This is a genomic window from Candidatus Absconditicoccus praedator (genome assembly GCF_021057185.1).
GTDB classification, from domain to species: Bacteria; Patescibacteriota; Gracilibacteria; order Absconditabacterales; family Absconditicoccaceae; genus Absconditicoccus; species Absconditicoccus praedator.
On sequence record NZ_CP054059.1, the window covers coordinates 402821 to 429216 of the forward strand.

26 protein-coding genes and 1 tRNA gene are annotated in these 26396 nt (G+C 29.0%); 13 read left to right on the forward strand and 14 right to left on the reverse strand.

From position 1 onward, the window contains the following. Nucleotides 1-81 precede the first annotated feature (81 nt). The 6 genes from HLG78_RS01975 to HLG78_RS02000 are packed head-to-tail and all read left to right on the forward strand — an operon-like array spanning nt 82 to nt 4192. The gene (locus tag HLG78_RS01975) at nt 82-588 is read left to right on the forward strand and encodes a transposase (protein WP_231180170.1); all 507 of its coding nucleotides are present in this window, start codon (nt 82-84) and stop codon (nt 586-588) included. A gap of 22 nt (nt 589-610) precedes the next feature. Beyond that, a complete protein-coding gene (locus tag HLG78_RS01980; RefSeq protein ID WP_231180171.1) occupies nt 611-1396 on the forward strand; it encodes a ribosomal RNA small subunit methyltransferase A in 786 nt (261 codons plus the stop codon). Beyond that, nucleotides 1377-2090, forward strand: a complete 714-nt coding sequence (locus tag HLG78_RS01985) for a ferredoxin--NADP reductase (RefSeq protein ID WP_231180172.1) — start codon at nt 1377-1379, stop codon at nt 2088-2090. The genes HLG78_RS01980 and HLG78_RS01985 overlap by 20 nt, the downstream gene beginning before the upstream one ends. Next, entirely contained in the window at nt 2051-2794 is a 744-nt protein-coding gene (rsmI, locus tag HLG78_RS01990) for a 16S rRNA (cytidine(1402)-2'-O)-methyltransferase (protein ID WP_231180174.1), read from the forward strand. Before HLG78_RS01985 ends, rsmI begins: the two co-directional genes overlap by 40 nt. Before the next feature lie 2 nt (nt 2795-2796). Beyond that, nucleotides 2797-3063: a chorismate mutase gene (locus HLG78_RS01995; RefSeq protein ID WP_231180176.1), complete on the forward strand. Its 267-nt coding sequence runs from the start codon at nt 2797-2799 to the stop codon at nt 3061-3063. After that, a complete protein-coding gene (locus tag HLG78_RS02000) occupies nt 3053-4192 on the forward strand; it encodes a glycosyltransferase (RefSeq protein ID WP_231180178.1) in 1140 nt (379 codons plus the stop codon). The genes HLG78_RS01995 and HLG78_RS02000 overlap by 11 nt, the downstream gene beginning before the upstream one ends. Here HLG78_RS02000 and HLG78_RS02005 read toward each other — a convergent pair. Then, complete coding sequence (locus HLG78_RS02005; RefSeq protein WP_231180180.1) at nt 4179-4874, reverse strand: ComF family protein; 696 nt, start codon at nt 4872-4874, stop codon at nt 4179-4181. The genes HLG78_RS02000 and HLG78_RS02005 overlap by 14 nt on opposite strands. A 64-nt stretch (nt 4875-4938) precedes the next feature. Here HLG78_RS02005 and HLG78_RS02010 point away from each other — a divergent pair, with 64 nt between their 5' ends. Then, nucleotides 4939-6000: a glycosyltransferase gene (locus tag HLG78_RS02010; protein ID WP_231180183.1), complete on the forward strand. Its 1062-nt coding sequence runs from the start codon at nt 4939-4941 to the stop codon at nt 5998-6000. Nucleotides 6001-6086: 86 nt separating this feature from the next. Next, the gene (gene tyrS / locus HLG78_RS02015) at nt 6087-7367 is read left to right on the forward strand and encodes a tyrosine--tRNA ligase (RefSeq protein WP_231180185.1); all 1281 of its coding nucleotides are present in this window, start codon (nt 6087-6089) and stop codon (nt 7365-7367) included. 90 nt (nt 7368-7457) lie between these two features. On the opposite strand, the gene HLG78_RS02020 is transcribed toward tyrS, so the two are convergent. From HLG78_RS02020 to HLG78_RS02035, 4 genes are all read right to left on the reverse strand, one after another. Then, a complete protein-coding gene (locus HLG78_RS02020) occupies nt 7458-7700 on the reverse strand; it encodes a hypothetical protein (RefSeq protein WP_231180187.1) in 243 nt (80 codons plus the stop codon). A gap of 112 nt (nt 7701-7812) precedes the next feature. After that, nucleotides 7813-8691 carry a UDP-N-acetylmuramate dehydrogenase gene (murB, locus tag HLG78_RS02025; RefSeq protein WP_231180189.1) on the reverse strand — a complete coding sequence of 293 codons (879 nt, stop codon included), beginning with the start codon at nt 8689-8691 and terminating at the stop codon, nt 7813-7815. 1 nt (nt 8692) lies between these two features. After that, a complete protein-coding gene (locus tag HLG78_RS02030; protein WP_231180191.1) occupies nt 8693-9127 on the reverse strand; it encodes an NfeD family protein in 435 nt (144 codons plus the stop codon). 6 nt (nt 9128-9133) lie between these two features. Further along, entirely contained in the window at nt 9134-10336 is a 1203-nt protein-coding gene (locus HLG78_RS02035; protein ID WP_231180194.1) for a hypothetical protein, read from the reverse strand. A gap of 711 nt (nt 10337-11047) precedes the next feature. Between HLG78_RS02035 and ileS the strand changes: the two genes are divergently transcribed. From ileS to HLG78_RS02050, 3 genes are read left to right on the forward strand one after another with little or no spacing between them, the layout of a single operon-like run. After that, complete coding sequence (gene ileS / locus HLG78_RS02040) at nt 11048-14143, forward strand: isoleucine--tRNA ligase (RefSeq protein WP_231180196.1); 3096 nt, start codon at nt 11048-11050, stop codon at nt 14141-14143. A gap of 28 nt (nt 14144-14171) precedes the next feature. Further along, nucleotides 14172-14333 (forward strand): aspartate 1-decarboxylase, encoded by a 162-nt coding sequence (locus tag HLG78_RS02045; protein WP_231180198.1) that lies wholly within the window; start codon nt 14172-14174, stop codon nt 14331-14333. Nucleotides 14334-14345: 12 nt separating this feature from the next. After that, the gene (locus HLG78_RS02050) at nt 14346-14525 is read left to right on the forward strand and encodes an aspartate 1-decarboxylase (RefSeq protein ID WP_231180200.1); all 180 of its coding nucleotides are present in this window, start codon (nt 14346-14348) and stop codon (nt 14523-14525) included. Nucleotides 14526-14655: 130 nt separating this feature from the next. On the opposite strand, the gene HLG78_RS02055 is transcribed toward HLG78_RS02050, so the two are convergent. The 7 genes from HLG78_RS02055 to HLG78_RS02085 form a co-directional block, all read right to left on the reverse strand. Beyond that, nucleotides 14656-14732: transfer RNA gene (locus HLG78_RS02055), tRNA-Gly, on the reverse strand. Between the two features lie 62 nt (nt 14733-14794). Next, entirely contained in the window at nt 14795-15229 is a 435-nt protein-coding gene (locus HLG78_RS02060; RefSeq protein ID WP_231180201.1) for a hypothetical protein, read from the reverse strand. A gap of 754 nt (nt 15230-15983) precedes the next feature. Continuing rightward, nucleotides 15984-16712 carry an N-glycosylase/DNA lyase gene (locus HLG78_RS02065; RefSeq protein WP_231180202.1) on the reverse strand — a complete coding sequence of 243 codons (729 nt, stop codon included), beginning with the start codon at nt 16710-16712 and terminating at the stop codon, nt 15984-15986. Nucleotides 16713-16735: 23 nt separating this feature from the next. Further along, complete coding sequence (locus HLG78_RS02070) at nt 16736-18061, reverse strand: cryptochrome/photolyase family protein (RefSeq protein ID WP_231180203.1); 1326 nt, start codon at nt 18059-18061, stop codon at nt 16736-16738. Then, nucleotides 18048-18395, reverse strand: a complete 348-nt coding sequence (locus HLG78_RS02075) for a hypothetical protein (protein WP_231180204.1) — start codon at nt 18393-18395, stop codon at nt 18048-18050. Before HLG78_RS02075 ends, HLG78_RS02070 begins: the two co-directional genes overlap by 14 nt. A 2-nt stretch (nt 18396-18397) precedes the next feature. Further along, a complete protein-coding gene (locus HLG78_RS02080) occupies nt 18398-18655 on the reverse strand; it encodes a superinfection immunity protein (RefSeq protein ID WP_231180205.1) in 258 nt (85 codons plus the stop codon). A 63-nt stretch (nt 18656-18718) separates the two neighbouring features. Continuing rightward, nucleotides 18719-19261, reverse strand: coding sequence for a hypothetical protein (locus HLG78_RS02085; protein ID WP_231180206.1), 543 nt, complete (start codon nt 19259-19261; stop codon nt 18719-18721). Between the two features lie 173 nt (nt 19262-19434). On the opposite strand from HLG78_RS02085, the gene HLG78_RS02090 reads away from it, so the two are divergent. Together HLG78_RS02090 and HLG78_RS02095 are read left to right on the forward strand one after the other, a co-directional pair. Next, nucleotides 19435-19683: a DUF5654 family protein gene (locus tag HLG78_RS02090; RefSeq protein ID WP_231180218.1), complete on the forward strand. Its 249-nt coding sequence runs from the start codon at nt 19435-19437 to the stop codon at nt 19681-19683. 89 nt (nt 19684-19772) lie between these two features. Next, complete coding sequence (locus HLG78_RS02095) at nt 19773-21032, forward strand: GGDEF domain-containing protein (protein WP_231180220.1); 1260 nt, start codon at nt 19773-19775, stop codon at nt 21030-21032. Between the two features lie 6 nt (nt 21033-21038). On the opposite strand, the gene HLG78_RS02100 is transcribed toward HLG78_RS02095, so the two are convergent. Together HLG78_RS02100 and HLG78_RS02105 are read right to left on the reverse strand one after the other, a co-directional pair. Then, a complete protein-coding gene (locus HLG78_RS02100) occupies nt 21039-24251 on the reverse strand; it encodes an efflux RND transporter permease subunit (RefSeq protein WP_231180222.1) in 3213 nt (1070 codons plus the stop codon). A 25-nt stretch (nt 24252-24276) separates the two neighbouring features. After that, complete coding sequence (locus tag HLG78_RS02105; protein ID WP_231180223.1) at nt 24277-26373, reverse strand: HlyD family efflux transporter periplasmic adaptor subunit; 2097 nt, start codon at nt 26371-26373, stop codon at nt 24277-24279. Nucleotides 26374-26396 lie beyond the last annotated feature (23 nt).

The window sequence follows — 26396 nt, forward strand, 5'->3', positions numbered from 1 at the left end:
ATTCTGGCCCGGTGTATTAATTATTGAAAAAGAATTATTTTTGGATATATTTTAGTTTGATATTTACCAAGAAAATCAAAAATGCCCAGAAGAAACTTGATATTTTATCCAGATAGATTTTATCATATATACAATATTTGATTTGAAAAGCAGAATATTTTTCTGGAAGCTAATGATTATGAAAAATTTTATAGTAAACTTTTACAAAAACAAAAAGAATTTGAAGAAAGTTGAATTTCACTGGAAGCCTGGAATCTTCTACCAGATCATTTCCATATTCTAATTATCCAAAGAAATACTAATCAAGAAGACAATATTACAAAATTTATGCAACAACTACAATGCTGATATTGAAAATGGTTTGCAAACAAATACAAAAAGAAATGACAAATATTTGATTGAAGATTTGAAGCAGTAGAAGTATGATCTGAAGAACAACTACAAAATATTACAAACTACATAGAACAAAACACTGAAAAACACCTTTGAATACCATATCAAAACCGAAAACGAAAATCCAACAACCAAACAGAAGCTAATATTACAGTAGACGAAGAAAACATAAAAGATATCATAATAGAAAACTAAAATTTATAATTATTGAATTACAATGTGATCTTACCTATGACAAAACTTCCTAACAAACTCAAAAGACAAAGAGTATATAAAAAATAAACTTTTAAAATCAAAAGAAGAAGTCAAACGACACAATTTAATTGAAATCTGACCAGGTAAGTGAGCTATTACTAAAAAAATAGTAGACAAAATAGACAACATTATACTATATGAAAAAGATACTAACTTCCAGGGAATACTATCAAATATTTTACATTGAAGCAAACACAAACTGGTTTTTGAAGATGTCTTGGATGCTAATATAGACGAACACGATCAAGAAGACACTTATGTATTTTGAAATATTCCCTATTACATAACCTCTCCTATACTTAGAAAATTTTTTGAAAAAAATAATTTTATTGGTTGATTTTTTCTGATTCAAAAAGAAGTTTGAGATAAAATTAAAAGTGATGCAAATAAAAAATCTTACTTACGGTGGATACTCAACAACAATTATTTTATAAAATACAAAAAAACAGTTCCTGCAAAATCATTTTCACCAAAACCAAAAGTAGATAGTTGCCTTGTACAATTAAACAAAAAACCAGCACCAGAAGTAAACGACCATGATAGTCTTATTAATTTGTTGGAGTTGATTAGTTGATACAAGAGAAAAACCATCTGAAAGATAATTAAATTGCTTGAAAAAAAAGATAAATTTATTAAAGTTGATTTACCAGAAGATATTAAAAATAAAAGACTTGAAGAACTTTCTTGGGAAGAAATCAAAAAGATTATTTATTTGGTTAGCAAAAAAAATGAAAACATTCAAAATTAGACTAAAGTCAAAAGAAATGTCCAACAACAATATGAGTAGTTTTTTGGTGTTTGATATTTTGGAGGATTTTGAGTTCAAAACATGACAGTTTGTGATGCTTACTGTACCTGCAGATATGTGAGAAGTCAAAAGAGCATATAGCATTGCTAGCCCCGCTTATGAAGCCCAAAAAAACTATCAATTCAGTATATACGTAAAAAAAGCATCACAAGCATGAGCATCCAAGTTTCTTACTCAAGACATTCAACCCTGACAGATCCTTGAAGCAAAATGACCTATGTGACATTTTGTAGACAATGAAGACACTGATAAGTACTTGCTAATATCCTCTTGATGTTGAGTATGACCAGTATTAGCTCATTATCAAAGATTAAAAGAAACACAAAAATACAAAAAAATGGTTAATATATTTTGAGAAAAATATGTAGATGAAATTGTTGATTCAGCTAAAAATAAGTTTACAAAAGATGACTCAAACACAAAAAGCATTTTCTTTTTTTCTAGAGAAGAAGAGCTTCCTGATTGGTCAAGAAAATGATATGTACAGCATGCATTAGACGAAGCAATTGAGTTTTTGGAAGACAACAACATTAAAGTCTTTGTGTGTTGATTACCACAAATGGTAGATGACATCAAACAAAAACTTATAGACAAATGAGTAGACAGCAACAAAATTATTTTTGAAAAATATTAGAATATCTAAATTGATTAATACAAAAAATGATAAGCATAATTCCTACACCTATTGGAAATACAGAAGATATAACACTTAGAGCATTGAGGCTAATGAAAGAATTAGATATTTTTTTGTGTGAAGATACAAGAACAAGCAAAAAACTTTTTAAAATATATGAGATTGATTATAGTAAAAAAAAGTTTTATAGTATCACAAGCTTCACCAGCAAATGAAAACTAGAGTTTTATGAGAAACTACTCAAGGAAAATAATGTATGAATACTAAGTGAAGCTTGATCTCCATGACTTTCAGATCCATGAAAATCAATTGTAAAAATTCTTTGGGAAAATAAACTAGAATTTGAAGTTTTGCCATGATCAAACGCACTAATTCCTGCTGTGGTGGCAGCACCAATGGACAGTTCAGAGTTTTTATATATGGGATTTTTACCAACTAAAAAATGAAGACAAACCAAAATAAAGAAAATTATAAACTCAAAAAAACCAGTATTTTTGTACGAATCCGTCCACAGAATATACAAACTAATCCTACAATTAAAAGAAAACTGATTTGAGTGAAATATAGGAATATTTAGAGAGATAAGCAAAATGCATGAAGAGAAAATTTATGACAATATAGACAACATAATAGAAAAGTTTAAATCATGAAAAATCAAAGAAAAAGGAGAGTTTGTAGTTTGTATTTATAATATAACATCATAAAAATGAGCCTAGAAAACTACAGAAAAGAAATAGACAAAATTGACAACCAAATTTTGGAACTATTGGCAAAAAGAGATAAAGAAGTTGAAAAAGTTAAAAAATTTAAAGAAGAAAATGATATGCCAAAAATACAATCATCAAGATGGGAAAAAGTACTTCAAGAAAAAGTAGAAAAATGAAAAATACTATGAGTACAAGAATGATTAATAAGAGAAATATGGGAAGCAATACATAAGTATTCACTCAAAAAACAAAATAATGAGCAATAAAATTAATATTATCTTTTTTGGTAGGCTAACAAAAGAAAAAGGGGTTGACATTGTTCTGGAAACTTTACAAAAATACCAAAATAACGACAAAATTAATTTTTGGATTTTTTGAAAATGAGACAAATATTTTGAAGACAAAATAAAGGAAGTTGATCGCGCCCGGGCGGGAGTGAAATATCTTGGTTGGCAAAACCAAAGAACCATAAAAAAATACCTTTGAAAATCTCACTACTGTCTGATGCCATCAAGATTTTTGGAAACTTTTGGCTTGTCTGCATTAGAAAGCATTAGCCAGGGAGTTCCTGTGATATGATTTGCAAAATGATGATTGAAGCAGTTTATTCCAAAAAATTTGGATATAAACAGACAAAAATGACAAAATGATTTTGAAAAACTTGATAAGATAATAAAACAAATAATTGATAGTCATAATAATGAAGAATATCAAAAAATTTCTAATCAGTTAAAAGAAAAAAGCAAAGAATACAGCAAAAAACATTGGATAAAAAACTTTGAACAAATTGCTTGAAGAAACAAAAGGATACTTGTGGTGTCAGATTTTATAGAAAATATTGGGTGAATAGAAAATTATATTTTGGAAACAGACAAGCTACTTTCCCAAAGTTGACATAAAGTAGACAAATTTTGATTAGATAGTAAGCTAGTAAAATATAGAAAATTCTTGATGCCGTTGGTTGGATTTAATATTTTTGGATATTTAGGATTAAGAAGAAAGATTAAACAATTTCAACCAGATATTATATGGATACACTCTGCAAGTAGATATTTGTGATGGTTGCCTTTGATTAACTGCAACTGAAAAACTTGCTTGATGATGTATCATGATTTTTGATACTTTCACCCATTTCCATCAAAAGTGTATGAACAAAACCAAATTGAATTTGAATTAAATTTTATAGATTTCATAAAAGCATGACAAACCAAAAACCCTTTCAAAATTGCTTTTATTATATTAAAATTTTTTAGCATAAAACTATTAAAAAATACTATCAAAAAAAACACACATCTACACTTAGTACCTAGTGAATACATGGAAAATGTAGTTAGCAAATCTCGAAATATAGACAAAAAAAACATCAAAACATTAGCACATTTTAATTTTTCTTAAGGTGTCTGGCCAATACACATCACCAAATTTTTATATGAGGATAATAAGTTTTTATTATGCTTGAAATTTGTTTGATTGTTGCTCAGGTAGTATAAATATCATCTACCAATATCAAATTTTCATATCAAGATAAATCCAAATCATCTAATCAAATAGAAGAAGACACATTAGACAACCTTCATCTTCTTCCAAAATATGTTTGAGACAGAGTAAGTTTAGTTTTATTGATAAAACGAATCAAAGGCAAATTGGAAAGATTAGAAACTCAACCTGCCAAAACTTCTGCAGGATTGTATCATCTTATAAAATGTTTTTTTATCCAATGCATTGGCACAAAAGAAATAAATGTATTTTTAAAAGATATGGATGTGTTTGAAGCAAGCGATAAGTACATTTTTTCTGACAAAAAATTGCCAATATCTTTTGCATGAGAATACTTAAAAGAAGAGACAAGCTTTTTGATTTCTGTTGAGTAAGTATATGTTATAACAACTCATTCTATTGATAGGTCTGTTGTGGTTTTGCAAGTACTACAAAGTCTGAAATTTTTTGACAATTCTAGACATCATGGACACACCTCAGGATGAAAACTCAACTGTTTTTTGCATTCGTTGCACAAATAATTTCAATTTTCTCAACATACAAAACACTGCCTTGGAAACAAAATATCTACAAATCACATTTTGAATTGATTACAATTGATAAATATTTATAAAGTTAATATTTATTTTTTGTCAGCCAAAACAATGAATATAGCGTTTGCTTGATGATGAACCTGATGACATGTTTTTCCTATAAGGACACTTATAAAATATATACAAAAAAACAATAACAATTCAAATAAAATTTTTTGGTTTTGAGAAAAAAACTCACTAGAAGACGAAATTAGCAGAGAATGCGATTGTGAATTTGTACCCATTGTATCTTGAAAATTTAGAAGAGAAAAAAATATAGTCTCTATCCTTAAAAACATAATTGATATTTTTAAGTTCTGATATTGAACATTGGTTAGCATATACCTAATTTGGAAACACAAAATAGATACAATCTTTTGCAAATGATGATATGTAGCATTACCGGTAGTTGTATGATGATGGATTTTGAGAAAAAAAATAATTGTTCATGAATCAGATTCAGTTATGGGCCTAACCAATAAGATAGCATCAAAGCTTTCTAATTTCAAATATTCATGAATGGATCATAAATGATTTGAAAACATATGACAGATAATATCATCAGACCTATTAAGCTTTGACAGTATAGACACAAAACTCAAAAAAACAGACACAAAAACAAATATACTGGTATCATGATGATCACAATGATCTAGATATATTTACAAAAATTTGATAAATGCAATCAAAGAAAATCCTAGCCTACAAAACCACTTCAACTTTTTTGTTGTACTTGGAACTGCCAACAAAGATCTAAAAGAACAATTTGAAAGCATAAACTGAGTAGAAGTTTTTGAGTTTCTAACTCAATGACAAATGTGAAGTTTGTACAATTTGTGTGATATTGGTATAACAAGGTGATGAGCCACCTCACTTGCAGAGCAAAAACTTTTCAATATGAGATTAATAATAATTCCACTACCATTTACTTGATGAAATCACCAATTTCATAATGCTATCCAATATCAAAAAAAATACAATGATATATTAATATCACAAAAACATTTCAGCAAAGAAATAGTTTCAAGCTCACTAAATAAATTTATTAACTATAAAAAAGAACAACCAAATCTATCAGAAATAAACAATAAAATCAACAAAAATATTGAAAAAATCCTGTGAATAAGCTGATAAATATTGAATTTGAAATTATTTTATTTATAGTATTTGAAATTATTTTATTTATAGTATTTGAAATTATTTAGATAATAATCCTAAAAATGCACCTAAAAGACATACTAGAGAAAAAATGACTTTTATACCAATACTCAAATGAAAAAGTTTTTGACATATATGATAAATGATGACAAACATTATATTTTGGTGTAGACCCTACTGCAGATAGTATGCATATATGACATTTCACAGTATTTATGAATGCTTTGAATTATATGCTAAAATGAAACAAACTTATTTTGATAGTAGGTGGAGCAACAGGTATGATATGAGATCCAAGTGGTAAAGACAGTGAAAGAAACTTTTTGGACAAAAAACAACTTGATAAAAATGTGGACAGCTTGTCTAGACAAATGTCAAATATAATATCAAACCTTGAAAAACTAACTTGAAAAAAACTAGATTTTGAAATAATAAACAACCATGATTTTTATGAAAATATGACATTCTTGGATTTTCTCAGGGATGCAGGAAAATACATCACAGTTAACAATATGATGAACAAAGAAACTGTAAAACCTAGAATAGAAGATCCAGAAAAAAGTATATCATATACAGAATTTTCTTATATGCTGATACAAGCATACGATTTTGTAAAATTATACAAAGAAAAAGACTGCAAACTACAAATATGCGGATCTGACCAATGGGGGAATTGAGTAACAGGTATAGAGCTGATAAGAAAAATATTAGATAAAGAAAGTTATGTAGTAAGCGCCCCATTAATATTGGACAGTAGTGGTAAAAAATTTGGTAAATCAGAATGAAATGCAATTTGGCTTGATGAAAACAAATCTAGTCCTTATTTTGTTTATCAATATTTTATGAATTGTACAGATGAAGATGTAGAAAGATTTTTGAAAATATATACAATATTAGATTTTGAAGAGATAGACAAAATAGTAGACACACACAAACAAGCCCCAGAAAATAGATACTGACAAGCTATGCTAGCCAAAAATGTTGTAAGAACAGTATTTTGAGAAAAACAATCAATCCAAGCAGAAAAAATTTCTGAAGTTATGTTTGGAAAAAAAGATAAAAAAGAAATAATAAAATCTATGGACGAAGAAGAAATAAAAGCATTAAAAAATGAGATATGAGGAATTGATTGGAAATGAAATATTAAAATCACAGAAGCTTTGAGCCAATCTTGACTTACTGCATCAAACTCAGAAGCAAAGAAAATGATAAAATCAGGTGCAGTCTATCTAAACGAAGAAAAAGTAGAAGATATTGAAAAAGAAATTACAGACGATGACTTAATAAACTGAAAGATTGCACTTTTGAGAAAAGGAAAGAAAAACTACAAAATTATTAGCTAAAATAAACAACTCATTAATTAAAAAATATTCAAGGCCAATCTTGAATATTTTTTTTAGATAAAAGAAAAGAGGATTGGAAATGCCAACCCTCTACCTAGTAAGTATTATCTTACCGGTAGAGGGCTGGCGATCATTCTCGCCATATATTAATTTAGGTTTACCAAATCAATATATGGCAAGAATGTAAGTAATTAATCCCTCTACCGGTAATTTTTGTTGTGGTTGTCTCAATTCCTGGTGGACGAGCTCAACCATTTCCGGAAATTCCGGTTTTTGATAATTTTGTTTATTTTTTGTTTGTTGTGGATTTTTTGTTTTTGTTTGTAATCTCATACTAAATATTTTTATAAAAAATTCAACATATATATTGAATTTTGTGCTTAACATTATAAAGCACATTTATAGCATATATTATATTTATTTATTGACTTTAATGGAAAAAATTTTATTTATAGTTTGAAATTATTGATACTTCTGGCTCAAGCCATATATTAAATTTATGATAAATTGTTTTTTGAGCTGCATCCTTAAGATAAATCAAACTAGAAAAATCTGTGTAGTCTTTTGAGGTCATCAAAAAATTTGCATGTTGTTGACTAAAAAATGCATCTTTATATTGGTATCACTTGAATCATGCCTTTTCCAAAAGCAGTCAAGAAGACACATCCTTTGATGGATTTTTAAAAAAACTTCAGCAACTATTTCATTTGGGTTGTTTGTATTTCCTAAAGTAAATATTATCCACATCTGAATGGTATTTTTCAATTTTTTGAGATAAATCAAATTCTGCCTTCACCAAAAAATATCTAGACTGTCACTTTAGTAAAGAATCTCTATATCAAAATTTCATTTGTTCATAATCCAAACAAAATTCTTCTCATGTAAATGTATCATACAATGTAGCATTTAAGAAATTATTTGATATTTGAAGTCAAAAACATCAAGCATTTCCTACAACTGCTCATCATACAGTTCATGGCAATCCAATAAACCTATGCCATATATTGTTACCATACTTGTACTCCAATATTTCTGCTACATTTGAAATATCTTCATTTGAATATACTACAAGTTTTTTTGTTTGTGGATTATAATCAAATCAGGATAAATTGTTCTTAACAATTATTCAATCATACTCATAAAAAGCAAACAACAAGTTAGTACCTCATCCTACAAATAACAAGTTTAAATTATTTTTATAAGAAAAATCAACTATATCATAAAGTTGTCTAACATCGTCTACACTGTCTACTTGAAAATAATATCTTGTAGATGCTTTTGTTTTGAATCAAGATAGTTTTGAAATATCAACATTTTCTTGCATATTAAAATATTTTTTTAACTTTTAGAAATCATGTTCAAAATTCTACTATCTCTACTGTATCTCACTGATTTACTTCATCATCTGTTTTTATATTCCAGTATCATCAATCAAAAAATACAACCTTTTGTCAGCCCATAACTTGAACTTTTAATTTTTCTCATTTTGCATTATCCATACTCATAGGACTTTGTTGAGATTGTCATACATGAAACCAGTTTACCACATATTTTTTCATAACATACAAATTGATTGTAGAAGATATCAAAAATATCAAACCTGTAATCCACCATTGATCATAACCAATATCAAAAACAAAAACAAAAACTCAAGTAATAATTGCTGCTGCTCATATTGCCAAAAAATCTAAAGTCAACAAAAAAACCTCGATGATTATAAATATAATTCAAATACTTATCCAATAAAGTCCAAAAGACATAAAAAATTATCTAAATGTTAAAACATTCTGGTATGATGATATGTTTAGTTTATCAAATATATTTTCAAATTCAAGATCTTGTCCAGAAAATTTTCAGTAATCATGAGATTTCATTATATATAACCAAGCAAGAGACACTTTCAGTCTTTCTTCATGACTAGAAGGTATATTATAATTAGACTTTATTCTTGACAACAACTGATCAAGAGAATAAAACATATCTTCTATAGACTTTTCATTTGATGATAAACTACTAGAATATCTTTCAAACTCAAAAATATCATAAACATTTTCTATCCTATAATTAAAGTTTTCATATGAAATTTCAAATGCAGAATCATTTCATTCAAAATAACTTTCTACCAAATAACTAATATCTTTTCACACAAAAGAGTGATGCAAAAATTGACTTAATTTTCTTAGTTGAGCAGAAGAAAGATTATCTTTGGAGGATTTGTAATCTTGTGATGCAAGATTATTTAGACTACCAGAAGGTCATTTAATAGCATCTTCTGTAGTTGATTTTTCTACATTTTCTCATATGTTAGCTTTTTGCTGATATCACAAAGCATAAAATTTAGGATTTCTAAAATCATTAAACAAAACTTCTTCTCAATAGTTATTTATTTGATATTTTTCTTGATCAGAAGTTATAGCCAAATCCAAATCGGATGAAGATGATTTAGATTGGATTTGAATATCATTATATCTTAATATCATATCTTTTGTTCATTCTTTGCTTGTTGCAATATGAAACGATTTTCAGTCTTTTACATCCATAGTATATATACTATCATCAAATCTTTTGGTCTTTCAAACATTGATTGTAGCTGGTCACTCTAAAGTAGAATAAGAAAATCATCACACTTCAAGCTCTATTCTAGAATTTTCAGACAATAAAACTACATCATCAACATATATACTATCATCCTCTATATAAGATCAATCGCGATTGATTGAATACTCTCACTCAGAAGATTGGACGTTTCATACAATATAACCATCTTGCTGCTGAGATCATGGCAAATATATAGCCAAAGATATTCATACAATAACCAATGAGTATGCAGAAACTTTTGCATAAAATGATAATCTAGAAAAAATTGATTTTTTCTCTTGTTTTTGAAGAATTTTATGATAAATTACATATTTTTGAGATTGACTCATAGTAGTTCTTGCCTGCTTATCGAAAAAATCTTTTAGCCTCATGTTTTAAAATTTATAAATTAATTGTACTAAAAATTACGAAAAAATAATGTTTTTGTGACAATTTTTTTGTTTAAATAAAAAGGTTTCAGGCTATGCTTATTTTTATTTTATTGTCTTTTAATATTGAACCACAAAAAAAATTGTTTATACACAAATCAATTTAATAAAATAATTAAAACAAAATGAAAAAATTATTAATCTTATTTGCATGTATGGGATTTTTGTGATTTAGTATAGTTCGATGATGAGAGTGACAAATAAATCAATTAAGATAAGAAATTAAAAAAATTGAGAAAGTAAACAACATATTGTATCTGAAAATTGGCTTCATTCTCCCCACCTACCTCATAGCAATTCACAAGCTTGCAAAATTCACTATCCAGCCTACAGGATAAGGATTTTTTCAAAATAAAAAACTCTCAATAAATTGGAGTCTTAGCGAAAAAACAGTTAAAATTAGATACATAAAATTTCAAAAATTACATAACATTTTTACTTAAGATCAAGTAGTTAGACTATAATGGAGCGGGTGACGGGACTCGAACCCGCGGCCTTCTGCATGGCAAGCAGAAACTCTAGCCAGCTGAGCTATAAATATAATATGCCTAGTCACAGGTTGTTTTGATAAAGACAAGCCTACTAAATCTACTTGAAAAAACTTAGATTTTCTCTATATTATAATTGTTTTTAAATTTTAATACTCAAATTCTAATGTGAAATTTTCAGGAGCTTTCTCCGAAACAGAATTTTGGTGATTTGGATCAGGAAATAATTGATTTTTGGAAGCAAAACAACACTTTTCAAAAGTCTGTAGAGCAAAGACCCAAAGAAAATACTTTCAGATTTTATGATTGACCTCCTTTTATTACAGGTGTGCCACATCACTGACATCTTCTTGCTTCTACTGTTAAAGATGCAATTCCAAGATATTGGACTATGAAATGAAAAAGATGTGAGAGAGTTTGGTGATGGGATTGTCACTGAATTCCTGTAGAAGAAAAAGTAATGAAAAAATTATGACTAACAAAAAACTCAGAAATAGAATCTACCTGAGTAGAAAATTTTATTAAAGAATGTTATAATTACACCAATCAAGTAAGTAGTGAGTGGGATTGGTATATTGATCATATATGAAGATGGGTTGATTTTCAAAATGCTTATAAAACAATGGATCAAGACTATATGGAGTCTGTAATGTGGGTTTTCAAAGAACTTTATGATAAATGAATGATTTACAAAGGTAAAAGAATTTCTCTGTACAGTGTAAAACTTGGTACTCCTATATCAAATTTTGAAGTTGCAATGGATGACAGTTATGAAAATGTAAATGATCCATCAATTACAGTAAAATTTGACCTTTCTCCAAATTGATCAAATCGAGAAGGAATTTCAGCACTGGTTTGGACTACTACACCTTGGACTCTGCCTGCTAATATGGCATTGGCTATTAATAAAGAGTGTGACTATGTTATAGTTGAAACAGAAGAATGAAAATTTCTGGTTGCTGAAAATAGATTAGAAGATATAATGAAATGAAAAGGTAACTATAAAATACTTGATTCTTTCAAAGGAAACAAACTAGAATGATTAATTTATGAACCAGTTTTTCCTTTTTATAAAGATAAAGTAGGAGAGAATAATTTTAAGATTTATCATGCTGATTTCATTACAGATACTAATTGAACAGGTATATGACATCAGGCTCCTGAATTTGGTGAAGAAGACTTTGGGCTATGAAAACAATACTGACTACATCAGACTGAAGCAATAGATGATGAGTGTAACTACTCAGAAGAAATTCCTGATTATAAATGAAGGTTTATCAAAGACTGTCAGGAAGATATTATGGAAAGATTAAAACAAGAAGGCAAACTTTTCAGAAAGGAAAGCATTACCCATAGAGTGGCAATATGTCCAAGAACTAATGAACCTCTTGTTTATAGAGCACAGGATAGTTGGTTTTTGGATGTACAGTCTATCAAGGACAAGCTTTTGGATAAAAATGAAAATATAAGTTGGTATCCTGAGCATTTGAAATACTGAAGATTTGCTAAAAACATTGAAGCAGCTCCTGATTGGTGTCTTTCAAGAAATAGATATTGGGCAACTCCTATGCCAATGTGGACTTGTGAAAATTGTTGAAATATCAAAGTAGTTGGTTCTAGAGAAGAGATAAAACAGCTTAGTTGACAAGAAATTACTGATCTTCATAGGCCTTATATTGATGAAATAATATTTCAGTGTCCAGAATGTGAATGATTGATGAAAAGAGTGCCAGAAGTTGTTGATGTGTGGCTAGAAAGTGGTAGTATGCCAGTTGCTCAGCTCCATTATCCTTTTGAAAATGAAGAGAAGTTTAGACAGTGATTCCCTGCAGATTTTATAGCTGAATACGTTGGTCAGGTAAGAGCTTGGTTTTATGTGATGCATGTTGTCTCTACTGCTATGTTTGGATCTCAGGCTTATAATAATGTATTAACTACAGGTGTAATTGCAGGAAGTGATGGAAGGAAAATGTCCAAGTCTTTCAATAACTTTACTGATCCAAAGGTATTAATGAAGCAGTATTGATGAGATTCTTTGAGGTTTTATATGATGGCAAGTCCTTTGGTGAGATGAGGTGATATGAATTTCAAAAATGAATGAGTAGAGGATACAGTAAAAAAAGTATTGTTGCCAGTATGGAATACATTATATTTTTTCACCACTTATGCAAATATTGATAATTTCAAACCTTCTGATAACAATCCAAATCCAGAAAACCCACTTGATAGGTGGATTGTTTCTGAGCTTAACAAACTAATAAGAGATGTTGATCAATATATGCAAGATTATGATTTGCAGGGAGCAACAAAAGTTGTATCAGTATTTATAGAAAATTTATCAAACTGGTATATTCGCAGAAGCAGAAGAAGGTTCTGGAAATCAGAAAATGACGAGGATAAAATGAGTGCATATCAAGTACTTTATCATGTACTTGTAGAATTTAGTAAAGTACTTGCTCCATTGTGTCCTTTTATTTCAGAAAAAGTTTTTAAAATACTAACAGGCAAAGAATCAGTTCATCTAGAATACTTCCCGGAGTATGATGAAAGCAAAATAAACAATAATTTAAGTGAGGATATGCAAAAAGTACAAAAAATTATAAGTCTTGGGCTTTCTTTGAGAGCTAAAAATAACATTAGAGTAAGACAACCTTTGTCAACTCTAAGTATATGAGAAAAGCTTGATGATTATTATATACAGATAATCAAAGAAGAGCTTAATGTAAAGGAAGTAGAAATACTGGATGATATGAGCAAAATAGCGACCAAAATATGCAAACCAAATGCAAAGCTTTTGTGACCAAAATATGGTAAGTCTGTACAGGATATAATAAAAAACGCTAAAGAAGGTAATTTTAAACAAATCGATGGATGAAAAGTAAATGTGATAGATTTCGTACTGGAACCTGATGAATACGAAATAGTATACGAAAAGAAAGAGTGATGACCAGATGTAGAGTGAGACGTATGAATCGTGGTAGGTCTTGATCTAAATATCACAGAAGAACTAAAAAATGAATGATACGCAAGAGATATAATAAGATATATTCAAGAAGCAAGAAAAGAAGCAGACTATAATGTAGATGATAGAATACAGGTAGAAATTAATTTTGATAACGATAATTTTGGAATAGTAGAAAAATTTGGGGATTATATCCAGCAAGAGACTTTGTCCTATATTGTTGAAAGTTTGGAAAATCCTGATATTATCAAGAGTTTTGAGGTAGATGAACTTAAATGAGAAGCAAAATTAAAAAAATAAAAACTACTTGATATACTAATTTTTGGCAATGAAACAAATACTAAGATCCAAAATTCATCAAGCTATCGTAACAGATACCAATCCTGATTATGAAGGATCTATGTTTTTGGATCAAGAATTGATGCAAAAATCCTGAATATTATCAGGTGAAAGGGTTGAAATATCAAACATTCGTAACTGAGAAAGATAGTCAACATATGCTGTGTCTGTAGAAACACAAGAAAGAGTAGTTAGTGTTAACTGATGAGCAGCAAGATTAGCAGAAAAATGAGATAAGTTGATAATTATGGCTTATGAAATAACTCAAGATGAAATTATTACTCCAACTATAGTTATTCTTGGTGAAGAAAATATTATAAAAAATATCAAAAATACTTTATAAAGTGAGTAATTTTTTAGAGTTAAATTTTTTGGGTCTTGGGTAGTTTATCTTCAAAAAGAGATAAAATTTTTCCAAAATAAAAAACTAGCTTATCTTAATCAAACTAGCTTTATATTTCAGAATATATTTATGGAGCGGGTGACGGGACTCGAACCCGCGGCCTTCTGCATGGCAAGCAGACGCTCTAGCCAGCTGAGCTACACCCGCATACCAAAGACCAAACAGTTCTGTATATTTACAAAATGCTTGATCCTGTAGTTTTTCATATATTATGCCTCGATTATTTCTACTTTTTCTTCTTCTATTTTTTCCTGACAAAGTTTTGGAGTCAGAAATCCTGCCATTCACAATATAAATATCAAAACTCACAAAAATGATACCATATCTCAAATATATAAATATTTATCTGGAGCATCTTGGATTCAATAATATCAAAACATTATCATAAACATAGAAACAAAAAAATATGCTAATCTTGGTTTATTGAAACATATTGGCTTTACTCCATCATACACAAAAACCAAAAACAACAAAATAAGAACTCAATACATTATATAATCTTGCATAGTAGACAATGCTTCTTCTCACACCAAAGAAACACTATTTATTATCAAAAATCATATATATCACAAAAAAGCTAATCATACTATTATTCTAAATATTCTTTGCCAAAAATCTTTCATATCCTTGTTATTAGTTGCCATATAAAACAGTAAAAAATATAAATATTTTTTTTCAATTTTCAACTTTATTTTGAGAGCAATTAAAAAGAATCAAACTTGTTCTCAATTTTAATTAAAAGAAAAATTATTTGTTGTATCAAGGAAAGTTTCGTAGACATTTCTTTTAGAAAAAGAAACAAAAATATGAGTTTATCTAATAAATAGCAAGTATTTGCTATAATGTATCAACTAATATCAAGTATACACCCTACAAACATCCCAAATTTACACTAAGTTACAAATAAAAAACATAATAATATAAAGGGCTATAATTTATTGTTGAGCAATTATATTGCACAAAAAACTAAAAATTAGAATTTACTGTAGATTTTATTTACCTTTAAAGCTTGATTTTAAAAAATCTAGCTGAATTTAGGCTTGCAGTAGCAATTGTATTTTTGTGTTATGTAAGGATATCTGATATATTTACATACGGCGTATGTAATAGTATCGTATATATTTACATACTGCGAAAATAATTAAGGGAGTGGAAGCACAAAAAACCAAAAAATTTGTAATTTTGTTAAATTTGTGCGTATGGATTTTTCTAAAAAATTATAAATTTTGAAAATATTTGAATTGTTATTTAGAGAGCAGTACAAAAAGCATCAAACTTTATCTCTTACTCAATTTAGAAGAAAAGTATTTGTCTTTTTAATGTAGTTTTTGAGTATATTCCTGTTTTTAATGATAATCTTATAAAAAAATTAATTTAAAATATATTTCTTACTAAAGTTTAGATATTATTTTTTATATATTTTCACCAAATTTCAACCCACAACAATGAATCCAAATGCAATGGTGGAATATTACTGTCTTTGGATAATTGATCAAAAAAGTTGTTTACTTCTAATAAATCAGGCTGTTTTGTAGATTTTTCTATAGAATAAATCTTCAATAGCCTACTATCAACTGGTATACCTATACTCATTGGATAATATATCATTTCCTGAAAAACAAACCTACCTGCATAACCAAACATTTTCACTGCAAAAACAACAGTCTTGGATGTTTTTTTTTGATTCATATAGTATGCAATATCTTGATTCAAAACATCCATATTTTCATAATAATATTTTAGTTGTCAAATACTGTCTATCTTGTCCAAAAAACTACTTATTTTTTGAATTCTTTTTAATTTGATATTAACCAATCTTTTATTGTTTTGAGAAGAAAGCAAAAACTCCTCCCAGTGCTTTGTCGAAAAAATGTCTATATTGTCAAAATCAGATGAAATCCATATTCAAAACTCTCTCCACCAATCTTCTCAAGTTCAACTAAGCTGATATGAAATCAGAGCATTTATCAAAACAGCCTTCAAAAACTTTGCTGATGCACTATTTACATCCTTGTGAGAAATATTTTCATAGGAGCTTTGTAATGCTACAAACTGACCATCCTTTTGTTGTTCAATATCAATTATATCAACCAAAGAATAATTTTTTACAATTTTAGATAAGTTCATTTTTTATGCTAAAGAAAACAAATTTAGATGTCAATATTTTGCTTGTTATAAATATTTTTGGCAATTTTTGACCTTTCAAAATGATCTACAACCGGCTTTGCATAAGAAAGATTATACCTCAAAGGGTTGTGAATTTGTCATGGATGATAGTTTTCTAGCTCTGGAATATATTTTTTGATATATTTACATTCTGGATCAAATCTTTGAGATTGTAGCATAGGATTAAAAATCCTCATAGGTTTTGGATCAGCTCACACAGATGATGCCCACTGCCAGTTTCAGATATTTACATTCCTATCATAATCAAGTAAGTAATTTTCAAAATGTCTTTCTCACCACCTTCGATCTATCAACAAGTCTTTTGTCAAAAAACTAGCAACTACCATTCTTACTCTATTGTGAATCCAGCTTTCCTGCTTTAGTTGTCTCATACCTGCATCTACTAGAGGATAACCTGTTTGTCATTCTTTCCAAGCTTCGAAAAGTTTTTCTTCATTTAACCAATCAAGTCACCTTCTTTTCTCCAAAAACTCTAAATTTTCTGTCCAAGGAAAGTTTATAGCTATATGATTCCAAAACTCTCTCCAAGCTATTTCAGACAAAAAAACATCATTATCACAATTTGATTTTTGGATTGCATCATAAACTTGCCTAATAGACACCAGACCAAATCTGACATAAGGAGACAACTTGCTTGTTCAGTCTTGAAACGGATAGTTTCTGGTATTTTCATAATTACAAAAATCAAAATTTTTTAATATATTGTCTCATTCATGCACATCCCACAAATTCTCAAAATCAAACTTATCCAAGTAATCAACAACAGTAGACAAGCTAGTAGACATTGTAGAAATTTTTTTGTCTATATTTAAGATTCAAGAGAACTCAAAAACATTTTTCCATTGTTTATAAAAAGGAGTAAACACTTTTCTTACAGGCACATTTTCAGGCTTTACCAAAAAAAAGTCTTCAAACTGACAAAATTCAGCATTAATAGATTTTTTAATATTTGTATCCCTAGTAGTTCAGTATGGTCAATAAGATCTATTTGTGTATACTGCATCTATATTGTTTTCTTTTACTATTTGGGGCAACAATTTTTGTGGATCTCCAACTGCTGAATATAGTCTTGATCATTTTTCTTGCAGCTGAGAATCAAGCCTAATAAGAGCATCCTTTAGAAATCATAGTCTTTTGTCGTTTTGTGGAAATCTATCTAGAATTTTTTCATCAAAAATAAAAACTGGCAATACATTTTCTCAGTCTTCAATTGCATTCCATAATCATACATTATCAAAAACCCTAAGGTCTTGTCTAAACCAAAATAAAATATTTTTAAACTTTCACATCCAAAATTTTACGATATTTCATAAAAACAAACCAAACTCTTATAAGTTCTTGCTTTGTACATCTTTCAAGATAAAATTCTAGTTTTTCTATGATTACTCATAAACTCACATATAATTGTCAGCTATACACATCAAAATGGTTGTCCAAAGCTATGAGATAATAAAAAAACGATAAAGAATTCAAGAAAGCTTCCAGATCTTTTTCAGGATTAAATTCTATTATCTCAAAAATCCTATCTGACTCTATGTCAGAAAACCTTATATTTACTAAATCTTCTGTCATATACTGCAAACTATGGTGATCTACTTGAGTTCTTGAAATTAATTTTTCCATTTTTATTGCTTATTTGAATTTTCATCTAAATTATTCAAGTTGTTGTCAAAAAAATACCTTCTATCATCCAAAAAACACATTGTGATAGCAATTATCCATCACACAAATGTCCACCCTGTAAAAATATTCACTACAATTATGTGCAGAAGTATTTTTTTTCATTTTATTAAAGCTATTATCGTTGGCAACATATATAAAGTAAAAACAGAAAATATGGTAACAAATCAACTTAATCATGGCTCTACTGCTGTAGCTTGCATATCAAAAAATTATATTATAAATGTAATTCAACTTATACACAATAAAACTCAAAATTCAAGAAATTAATCCCAAGTTTCCATCTGTCTTGATGCTTCTGGGATATCATCAATTTCTATAACATCTCAAGGCTGAAATTCATTATCTTCTTCTTGGGTAGTATATGTTTTTTCTTCTGTTGTTTCTGGAACTTTGTTTTGAAATCATTCTATAGAATAAACTATTTGAATTGTTAAATGCACATTATCAGCATTTTCTGGATGTACAAACCTAAGTCAGTTTTTGAGTATATACAACATATCATCTACAGTTCAAGGATAATTTTTAATAAAATCTAATGCTCAATCTGCAGAATTATTTCCTATATTTTGGACCAAATAGTTCAAGTTTTGTACAAAAAAATCCCTATTCTCTCGCATATTATAAGGGTAATGATCCATAGATACTTCTCTTACTCAGATTTCATCAGGACTATAATCCATTGATTTTACATCTTTTCAATATATTGAACAACTAAGGACTCATATTAAAGCTAATTTTGTAAGATCTTTAAAAGAATAAGAGTTGCCAAAACCATAATTCTCAAAATACTCTGGAGTTTTTAGCATAAAAAGTAAAATTAAGATTTAATTAAAACACTATATAAAAATTTTTTACCAAAAGTCAACTCAAAAACAAATTACCAATAAAAAATATAAATAACTTTTTTGAAAAAGTACTTAAAATGTTTATAATTAGAACTCAAATCTTAATATTATTTAAATATTTAAAAAGAAAATAAATGATAAAAGACAAAAGAACTATGGAAATAGTTACTGAAGTAATGAAACTTTTTGTTGGGATGGTTATTGCTTTGGCTTGGGACTGAGCAATAAGAACAATAATAAGCATAATAAAAGAAAGTTTCCCATTTGCATGAATACTGCTGAGCTTTCTATATGCTATTTTTATCACAGTAGTAGCACTTTTTATAGTTGTCTTTATCCTTAAAAAAATTGATAATACAGAGAAAGAATCAGAAAACAATTAATTTTTTCTTACAAAATAGCTATAAAAAAACCTTGACAACATAAAAATAAAAAATATAAAAAACTATATTTACTCATTATTTTCTTTTAGATGAATTTACCAGAAAGTTTTTCTTGTAAGTGAGTTATGAAAGAATTGAAAAATCATGGTATAGAAAAACAACAAAGAAAACAAATAATGAAAGCTCTTGATTCTTATAGAAGAAAATCTATTTTAGTCGAAGAAAAAAAGCTAAAAGAGAAATACTCAGAAATTATACAAATTCAGGAGTCATTTATGGATGAGTTTGAAAAAATATTCCAAGAACAAGAATGTTATGAACTTTTGAATTTTTTTGAAATTCTTATGAACTTTTTCAACAACAAATTTTCTACAATGGAATTAGAAGTTTATGAAGTCACAGAAAATATTAATTGAATAAATAATTTAAGGTTCTGCAAGCCTAGAAAAACCTCTCACAAAAAACAAGATAAAACCACAGACGAAATAAGCTACTTAGAAGAAAAAGCTTTGAATTCTGAAAACAAAGAACTGATATACAAAATTACTGATATATCTAAAAAACAAGAAGATATAGCTTGAATAAAAATTCAAACCAATTATAAAGAAACTTTTTTGATTACCATAATTTTATCAGAGAACTTAAATTCAAGCAACTATCAAACTTTTTTGGAAGAATTTGTAAGTTTAAAAAATATTTTTGAGGTTAGTAGATTGAGTTTTTTGTTGGAAGAAAAAATTGCTGCTCTTAATAGTTCATTTAAAGATAGGTTAACTGGACTATTTAATAAAGCATATTTAGACACAAAGCTTGATGAAACATGATGGAGTGCTATTTATATTGATATAGATAGCTTTAAAGAGCTAAATGATACTTATGGACATTGTGTATGAGATTATGCATTACAGCTTCTTTCAAAAGCATTAAAAGAATCAGTAAGATATGAGGATAAAACTTGCCGTTTATATTGAGATGAATTTATGATTCTTGTAAATACTTATAATGGCGAAGAAGTGAAAAAAATTTTAGAAAGAATTAGGCAAAAAGTAAATGGGATATCTTTTGAAACTGAAAACAAAAAAAACAAACAAATAGAAACAGTAGATTTATCAGCTTCTTTATGAATTGCTATTTGAGACAACAAGAAGACAGTTAAAGAACTCTTAAAAGAGTCTGATGCCTTAATGCTTGGAAGTAAAACCACCTCTTGAAGTCTTTATAGGCTTCGCCAACAATTAGAGTCTTGCAAAGAATCTGACAGAGAAGAAGTTGTTGAGAATTTATTGGATGTAATATCTTACAAACAGTTGGTAAGAATTCTTGCAAAAAAAATTTTACAAAAAGAATAGCATAATTTATTCTTGTTTTCTGAAAAACTTAGTAATCCATCCCAAAAATCTTCTAATAAATCATTTCTTTTCTTTGATAAAAAACTCATAATAAATAGCTGGTATTACAAACAAAGTCATCAATCATCCAAATGCAAGTCCAAAAATTACGGTAAATCCAAGACTTGCCCAGAACTCATCCTCCAAAGCCAATGGTAGAATACCAAAGATTGTAGTTAATGTAGTCAAAATTATTGGTCTAAGTCTAGATCTTCAACTTTCTAACAATGCTTTCATATTGTCTTCTGTGTTTTCAAGATTCGAACTTATCCTATCTATTAGAATAATAGCATTATTTACCACAATTCATGCCAAGGCAACAAAACCAATACCAAAAGGCATACTATAAGGGTTTCAAGTAGCCCAAAGTCAGACATTTACTCACAAAACAGCCAAAACCACTGAATATAGTATCATCAAAGGTTTTGAGAATGAATTGAACTGCAAAACCAAAATAGAAAATATTGCCAACATTCAAATTACAAATGCTTCAACAACTCATATTATAAGTTCTTGATTTTCTTGGGCTTCTCAAGCTTCTTCAAAAGATATTCATTCTGGATAGTCATACTCTTGAGCAAACTGCCTGAAATCTCATTGAATTTCTGCTGTTCTTGCTTCATATCCCCTTGCTAAGTCTCATCATATAGAAAGCACAATATTTTGATCTCTCCTGTTGATTTCATCTACAGCTCTATCTAACTTGACTTCAGCAACATCTCCAAACTGCACACCTTCTCATACTGGAATATTGTCTACATCAGCTGGATTAATTTTATCTCAGAACTGATCAGATTTTACCACAATATCAAACTCATCTTGTCACCTTGATATAGATCAAATTTTATTTCAATCTAAATATGAAAAAACCTGATTACTTACTACATCCGGAGTAAGATCAAATTCTTCCAAGGCATAATTGTCAAAACTATAAACATACTGTCCTGGCAACTCATCAGAAGATATGCTAATATCTCAAATTCATTCTCTTCTTTCTAGCCAATACTCAAAATCATCACCCACTTCCAAAAGTTTGTCAAAATATTCTATTGAGTCAGCAACAAGCCTAACTCATATAGGCTCTGAGTCTTGGGGTGGTCATCCATCTTGTATCTGAGTAGATATAGACATTCATTTGTTTTCTAAGTGTTGGAGTTTTTCTAGTACTTTTTCTTCTACATCATATACATTTCAAAGATTCATATTTTCCCTTTCACTTACAGACAACAGATTGATATCCAGTCATATAGTATCCGAATCCACATAATAAGAGTAATCTTCAATTTCCATAATATCATTGAACTTGCTTTCAAATCAAGAGGTATACTCACTCATGTACTCACTACTAATACCACTTGGTCATTCTATGCTTACTTGCATAAAATCTGTATCAGAACTTGGAAACAAAGTAAAACCTATCCTTGGTGAAAGAAAGATGAAACTCAAAACAAGTAAAACCACAGGGATCCATATAGTAGTAAGTCTGGTAAATTTATTCCTCATTATGATTCACAATAGGTTTGCATATCAGTCTTGCAAAAAATCAAAAAACACATCTTTTTTCTGTTTTCATTCAGTTTTTTCGTATTTTCATTTCCTATCATGCTCCAAAAGTTCTCTTTCCTGCTTTGACAAAAGCTCTTCTGCTCCAGGATTCCCAAAATAACATTTTGGATCTTTGTTTAGTTTATAAAAAATTGCTGAATTGAGGGTCAAAGACAAAAGCCAAGCTGCAAAAACTACCGAAAATACAGTGACTGGTATATAAGCTAAGAAATTTCACATCATTCCCGGCAAAAATATCAAAGGCAAGAAAACAGCCAAAGTAGTAGCAGCTCAAGAAGTCATAGGTCTCCAAAGATCTCTAATTGCCAAAAGTATAGCGTTTTTGGGTGAGTATCACAGCCTAATTTTTTGACTGGCTCACTCTACTATCACAATAATAACATCTATAGCTATTCAGAAACTAAGAACCAATGAAAAATTTGTTAAAAAGTTCATTGTATACCCCAACTGATTTAGGACAAAAAAAGTAATCATAAAGGCAAGGGGCAATGCCAAACTTGCCAATATTGACTGTTTGAATCATATAAACAAAAACAACAAAGCAAAAACAAGTACCAAAGTTATTAGTCAATTTTCTGCCAAAGTTTCATAATCTTCTATAATAAGAGCTGCCAAATCTGATGTATAAAAATAATTGATTCAAGCAAATTCTGTAGAGTTTATTAGTTTGTCTATCTCAGACTTTGCAAAATTTGAAGCTGCAAAAATACTGGTTTGTTGGTCTTTTTCAAACTCCAAACTTACAGAAGAATATCTTTTGCTATCCTGAATAAGTCAGGCAAATCTTTTGGCATCGTCATCGTATTTTTTCTGATAAGAAGCCACATCTTGTAATTTCACATAAGATCAATCTTGACCATGAATCACCAAATCCATCAACTCTTGGATATCATCAACTTCTCACTCTATCCTAAAATCATAATCAAAATCGTCTACTGTATAATTTCAAAGAGGGGTGTTTGTGTGATAAGCTTCAAGCACATCAGAAATATCATTTATAGAAAGTCATATACTATCAAGTTCATCTTGGTTTACATTGATTTCATAATCATAATCTGCTGATCATACAACATCTATGTTTGCTACACCTCATCTTCATTCAAATTGATCTCTAACTTCTCTTGCTTTTTCTTTGAGTTCATCTTGGGAATAGTCTTGTGAATAAAGAACCAAATTGAATATAAGTTGATTTTCGGTTGTGATATCTGAAACTGATGGATCATCAGCATCCGAAGGTAAATCTACTTGATCTACCTCATCTTCTACAGTTATAAGCTTTTCTCTGGGGTCGATATTGTCAAAAAGTTCTACAGTAATACTAGAAACTCAAAGACTACTTGTAGCATCTATTTGCCTGATTCAATCAACTCACTGCAACTGTCTTACAATCTTATCTGTAATCAAAGAGTCTATATCATCTGCATTTACTCATGCATAAGATGTGTTTATTTGTAGTACTGGAATTTCTATTTCTGGAGTACTTTCTTTGGGTATTTGATATATTGCACTACCACCAAGAAATACTATTAAAACCACAAACAAGAAAGACAGCTTATAGTTTTTTACCCAAAATCCAAAAAAGCTATTTTCCAAAGATTTGACAAACTCTTTCATAAAAATTTTTTAATAAGTTAAATAACTATTGCTTTTGTAGGTAAAAGTCTTCTTCATTGTATCACCTAACATTACTTGTGATAATTTTAGTTCATTCTTCAATAGGAGTTTTTAGCAAAACTCACTTTCATACAACCTGTTGTATTTCTACTTCTTTCTGCCTAAGTTCACCATTCTCGTATATATTTATATTGGCTTTGTTGTCTTGTACATTGCTTAAAATATTTACTGGAATTATAGGATGTTTCATATCTACAAAAACTAATACAGTGACAAAATCTCAAAGTCTTGGGATTTCTTCCTGCAGTCTAACTCTAGCAGAGTAGTTCAGATTTTCATCTGCAGTTTGAGATATAGAGTAAAGTTTTCATATATATGATTCTCCTTGGTGCAGAATCTCTACATCCATTCACTCTCTAACATAGTCCATTTCTCTTTCTCTAAAAGAAATTCTTATTTCATTTTCTGCTTTTCATGAAATCTCAAACAAAATATCTCACTCAGATATTTCTTGTCATTCATTTACATGAACCTGTCATATCTTACCATCTATTGGTGCTTGTACTGTTAGGTCATTTACTGCATCTGTTGCTTCTTGATACTCTATTCTTGCTGAATTCATAGCAGCTCTGGCTGCTTCTATATCCAGGTCCAAGTCTTCTTGGGCTTGTTGATAGTCATCTTCTGCTCATTCCAGTCATATTTGCGCATTTTCTATACTATTTTCCAAAGATTCCATTGTATATTCTTTGTCTTGTTTGGCTTGTTCAAGGTCGTCTATTGCATTTTCAAGAGCAATTTCAGCATTTTCAAGAGCTTCTTTTTGCTGAAGCAAAAGTCTTTCGTATTCTACCCCCAAATCATAGTCTGCTTGGTCTAGCTCATCTTGGAGTATACCTTTTTCTGACTCCATTCTTTCTATATCTCTTTTTAGAATTCTTTCTTCTCTAATATAATTTTCAAAAAATGAATCTACCTCATCTCTTAGGGTTCTTGTTTCTGATAGCGTTGAGCCAATACTTGTTCTATATCATCCAAACTGTTCTTTGTATCCATCAATTTCTGTTTGAGTAAAAGAAGATGATGTGATAGAGTTTCTCAAAGTTGATTCTATCTCATCTAGCATATCTCTGGTTTGCACTAATCAATCAACAAGATCTTGCACTTTTCATTGAATATTTTCTTGAGATAGATCATCAAAATCTTGTTCTTCAAGGTTTTCATACTTTCTTATGCTTTCTCTAAGTTTGTTTTCAGCTCTTATTCTTGTACTATTGCTTTTGGCTCACAAGTAAGTATCAAACCTATTGTTGTAATTTCTATTTTCACTTGTCACACCTAATAGCTTGTCTGCTTCATAATTGATTTCATCCACCAAACTTAAATAATCGTCATAAACATTTTCTATGTTTGTTGAAAATGAGTTGATTTGTTGCTGATTATTTGTTTCCAAACTTTCAAGTTCATCTCTTGCGTTTTCAAGTTCTTTTTCCAAATTTTCTAGTTCTCTTCTAGCAATCGAACTATCTGCTTGCATATCTCTAAGAGATCTTTCGTATTCTAACTGTTCTACTTGTTTTTCAAAATCTTGTTGAGTTATTTCATAGTCAAGTTTAGCCTGTCTCTTTGCTCTTTCCAAAGACCTAATGTTCTTTTCTAAGTCTGACTGTGTTTGTCTTTTTTCTAAATCTGCAGACTGATAGTCAAGTTCTGACTGTTCTATTCACCTTTGTAAGTCTCTTAGGTTTTTGTCCAGTTGTCTTTGGGTTTGTTCATATTCAATTTCTGCCTGTCTTAGGTTGTTTTGAGCAAGTTGTTGTTGTAATCTATAATTTGCAACAGAGTCTTCCATTTCCAACAAGGTTTGTCATTGTGTTACTTGATCTCATTCTTTGACATTGATTGAAGATACCCTACCTGCTACTTGAGATCATTTTTCAATATCTTTTGCTGACTGCACCCTTCCATTTTTTTTGAAATATGCTTCAGAATCAAAATCTTGTATTTTTTGTGTATCTATACTATAAGGTCTTTGTTCTTCTTCTATGTCTTCTTCTCAATCTTCACAGCCATACAATCACAATACAGTAACTAATAAAATTGCCAAAATAGCTTTTCTCATAGAATTTTTCTTATTTTATAAAT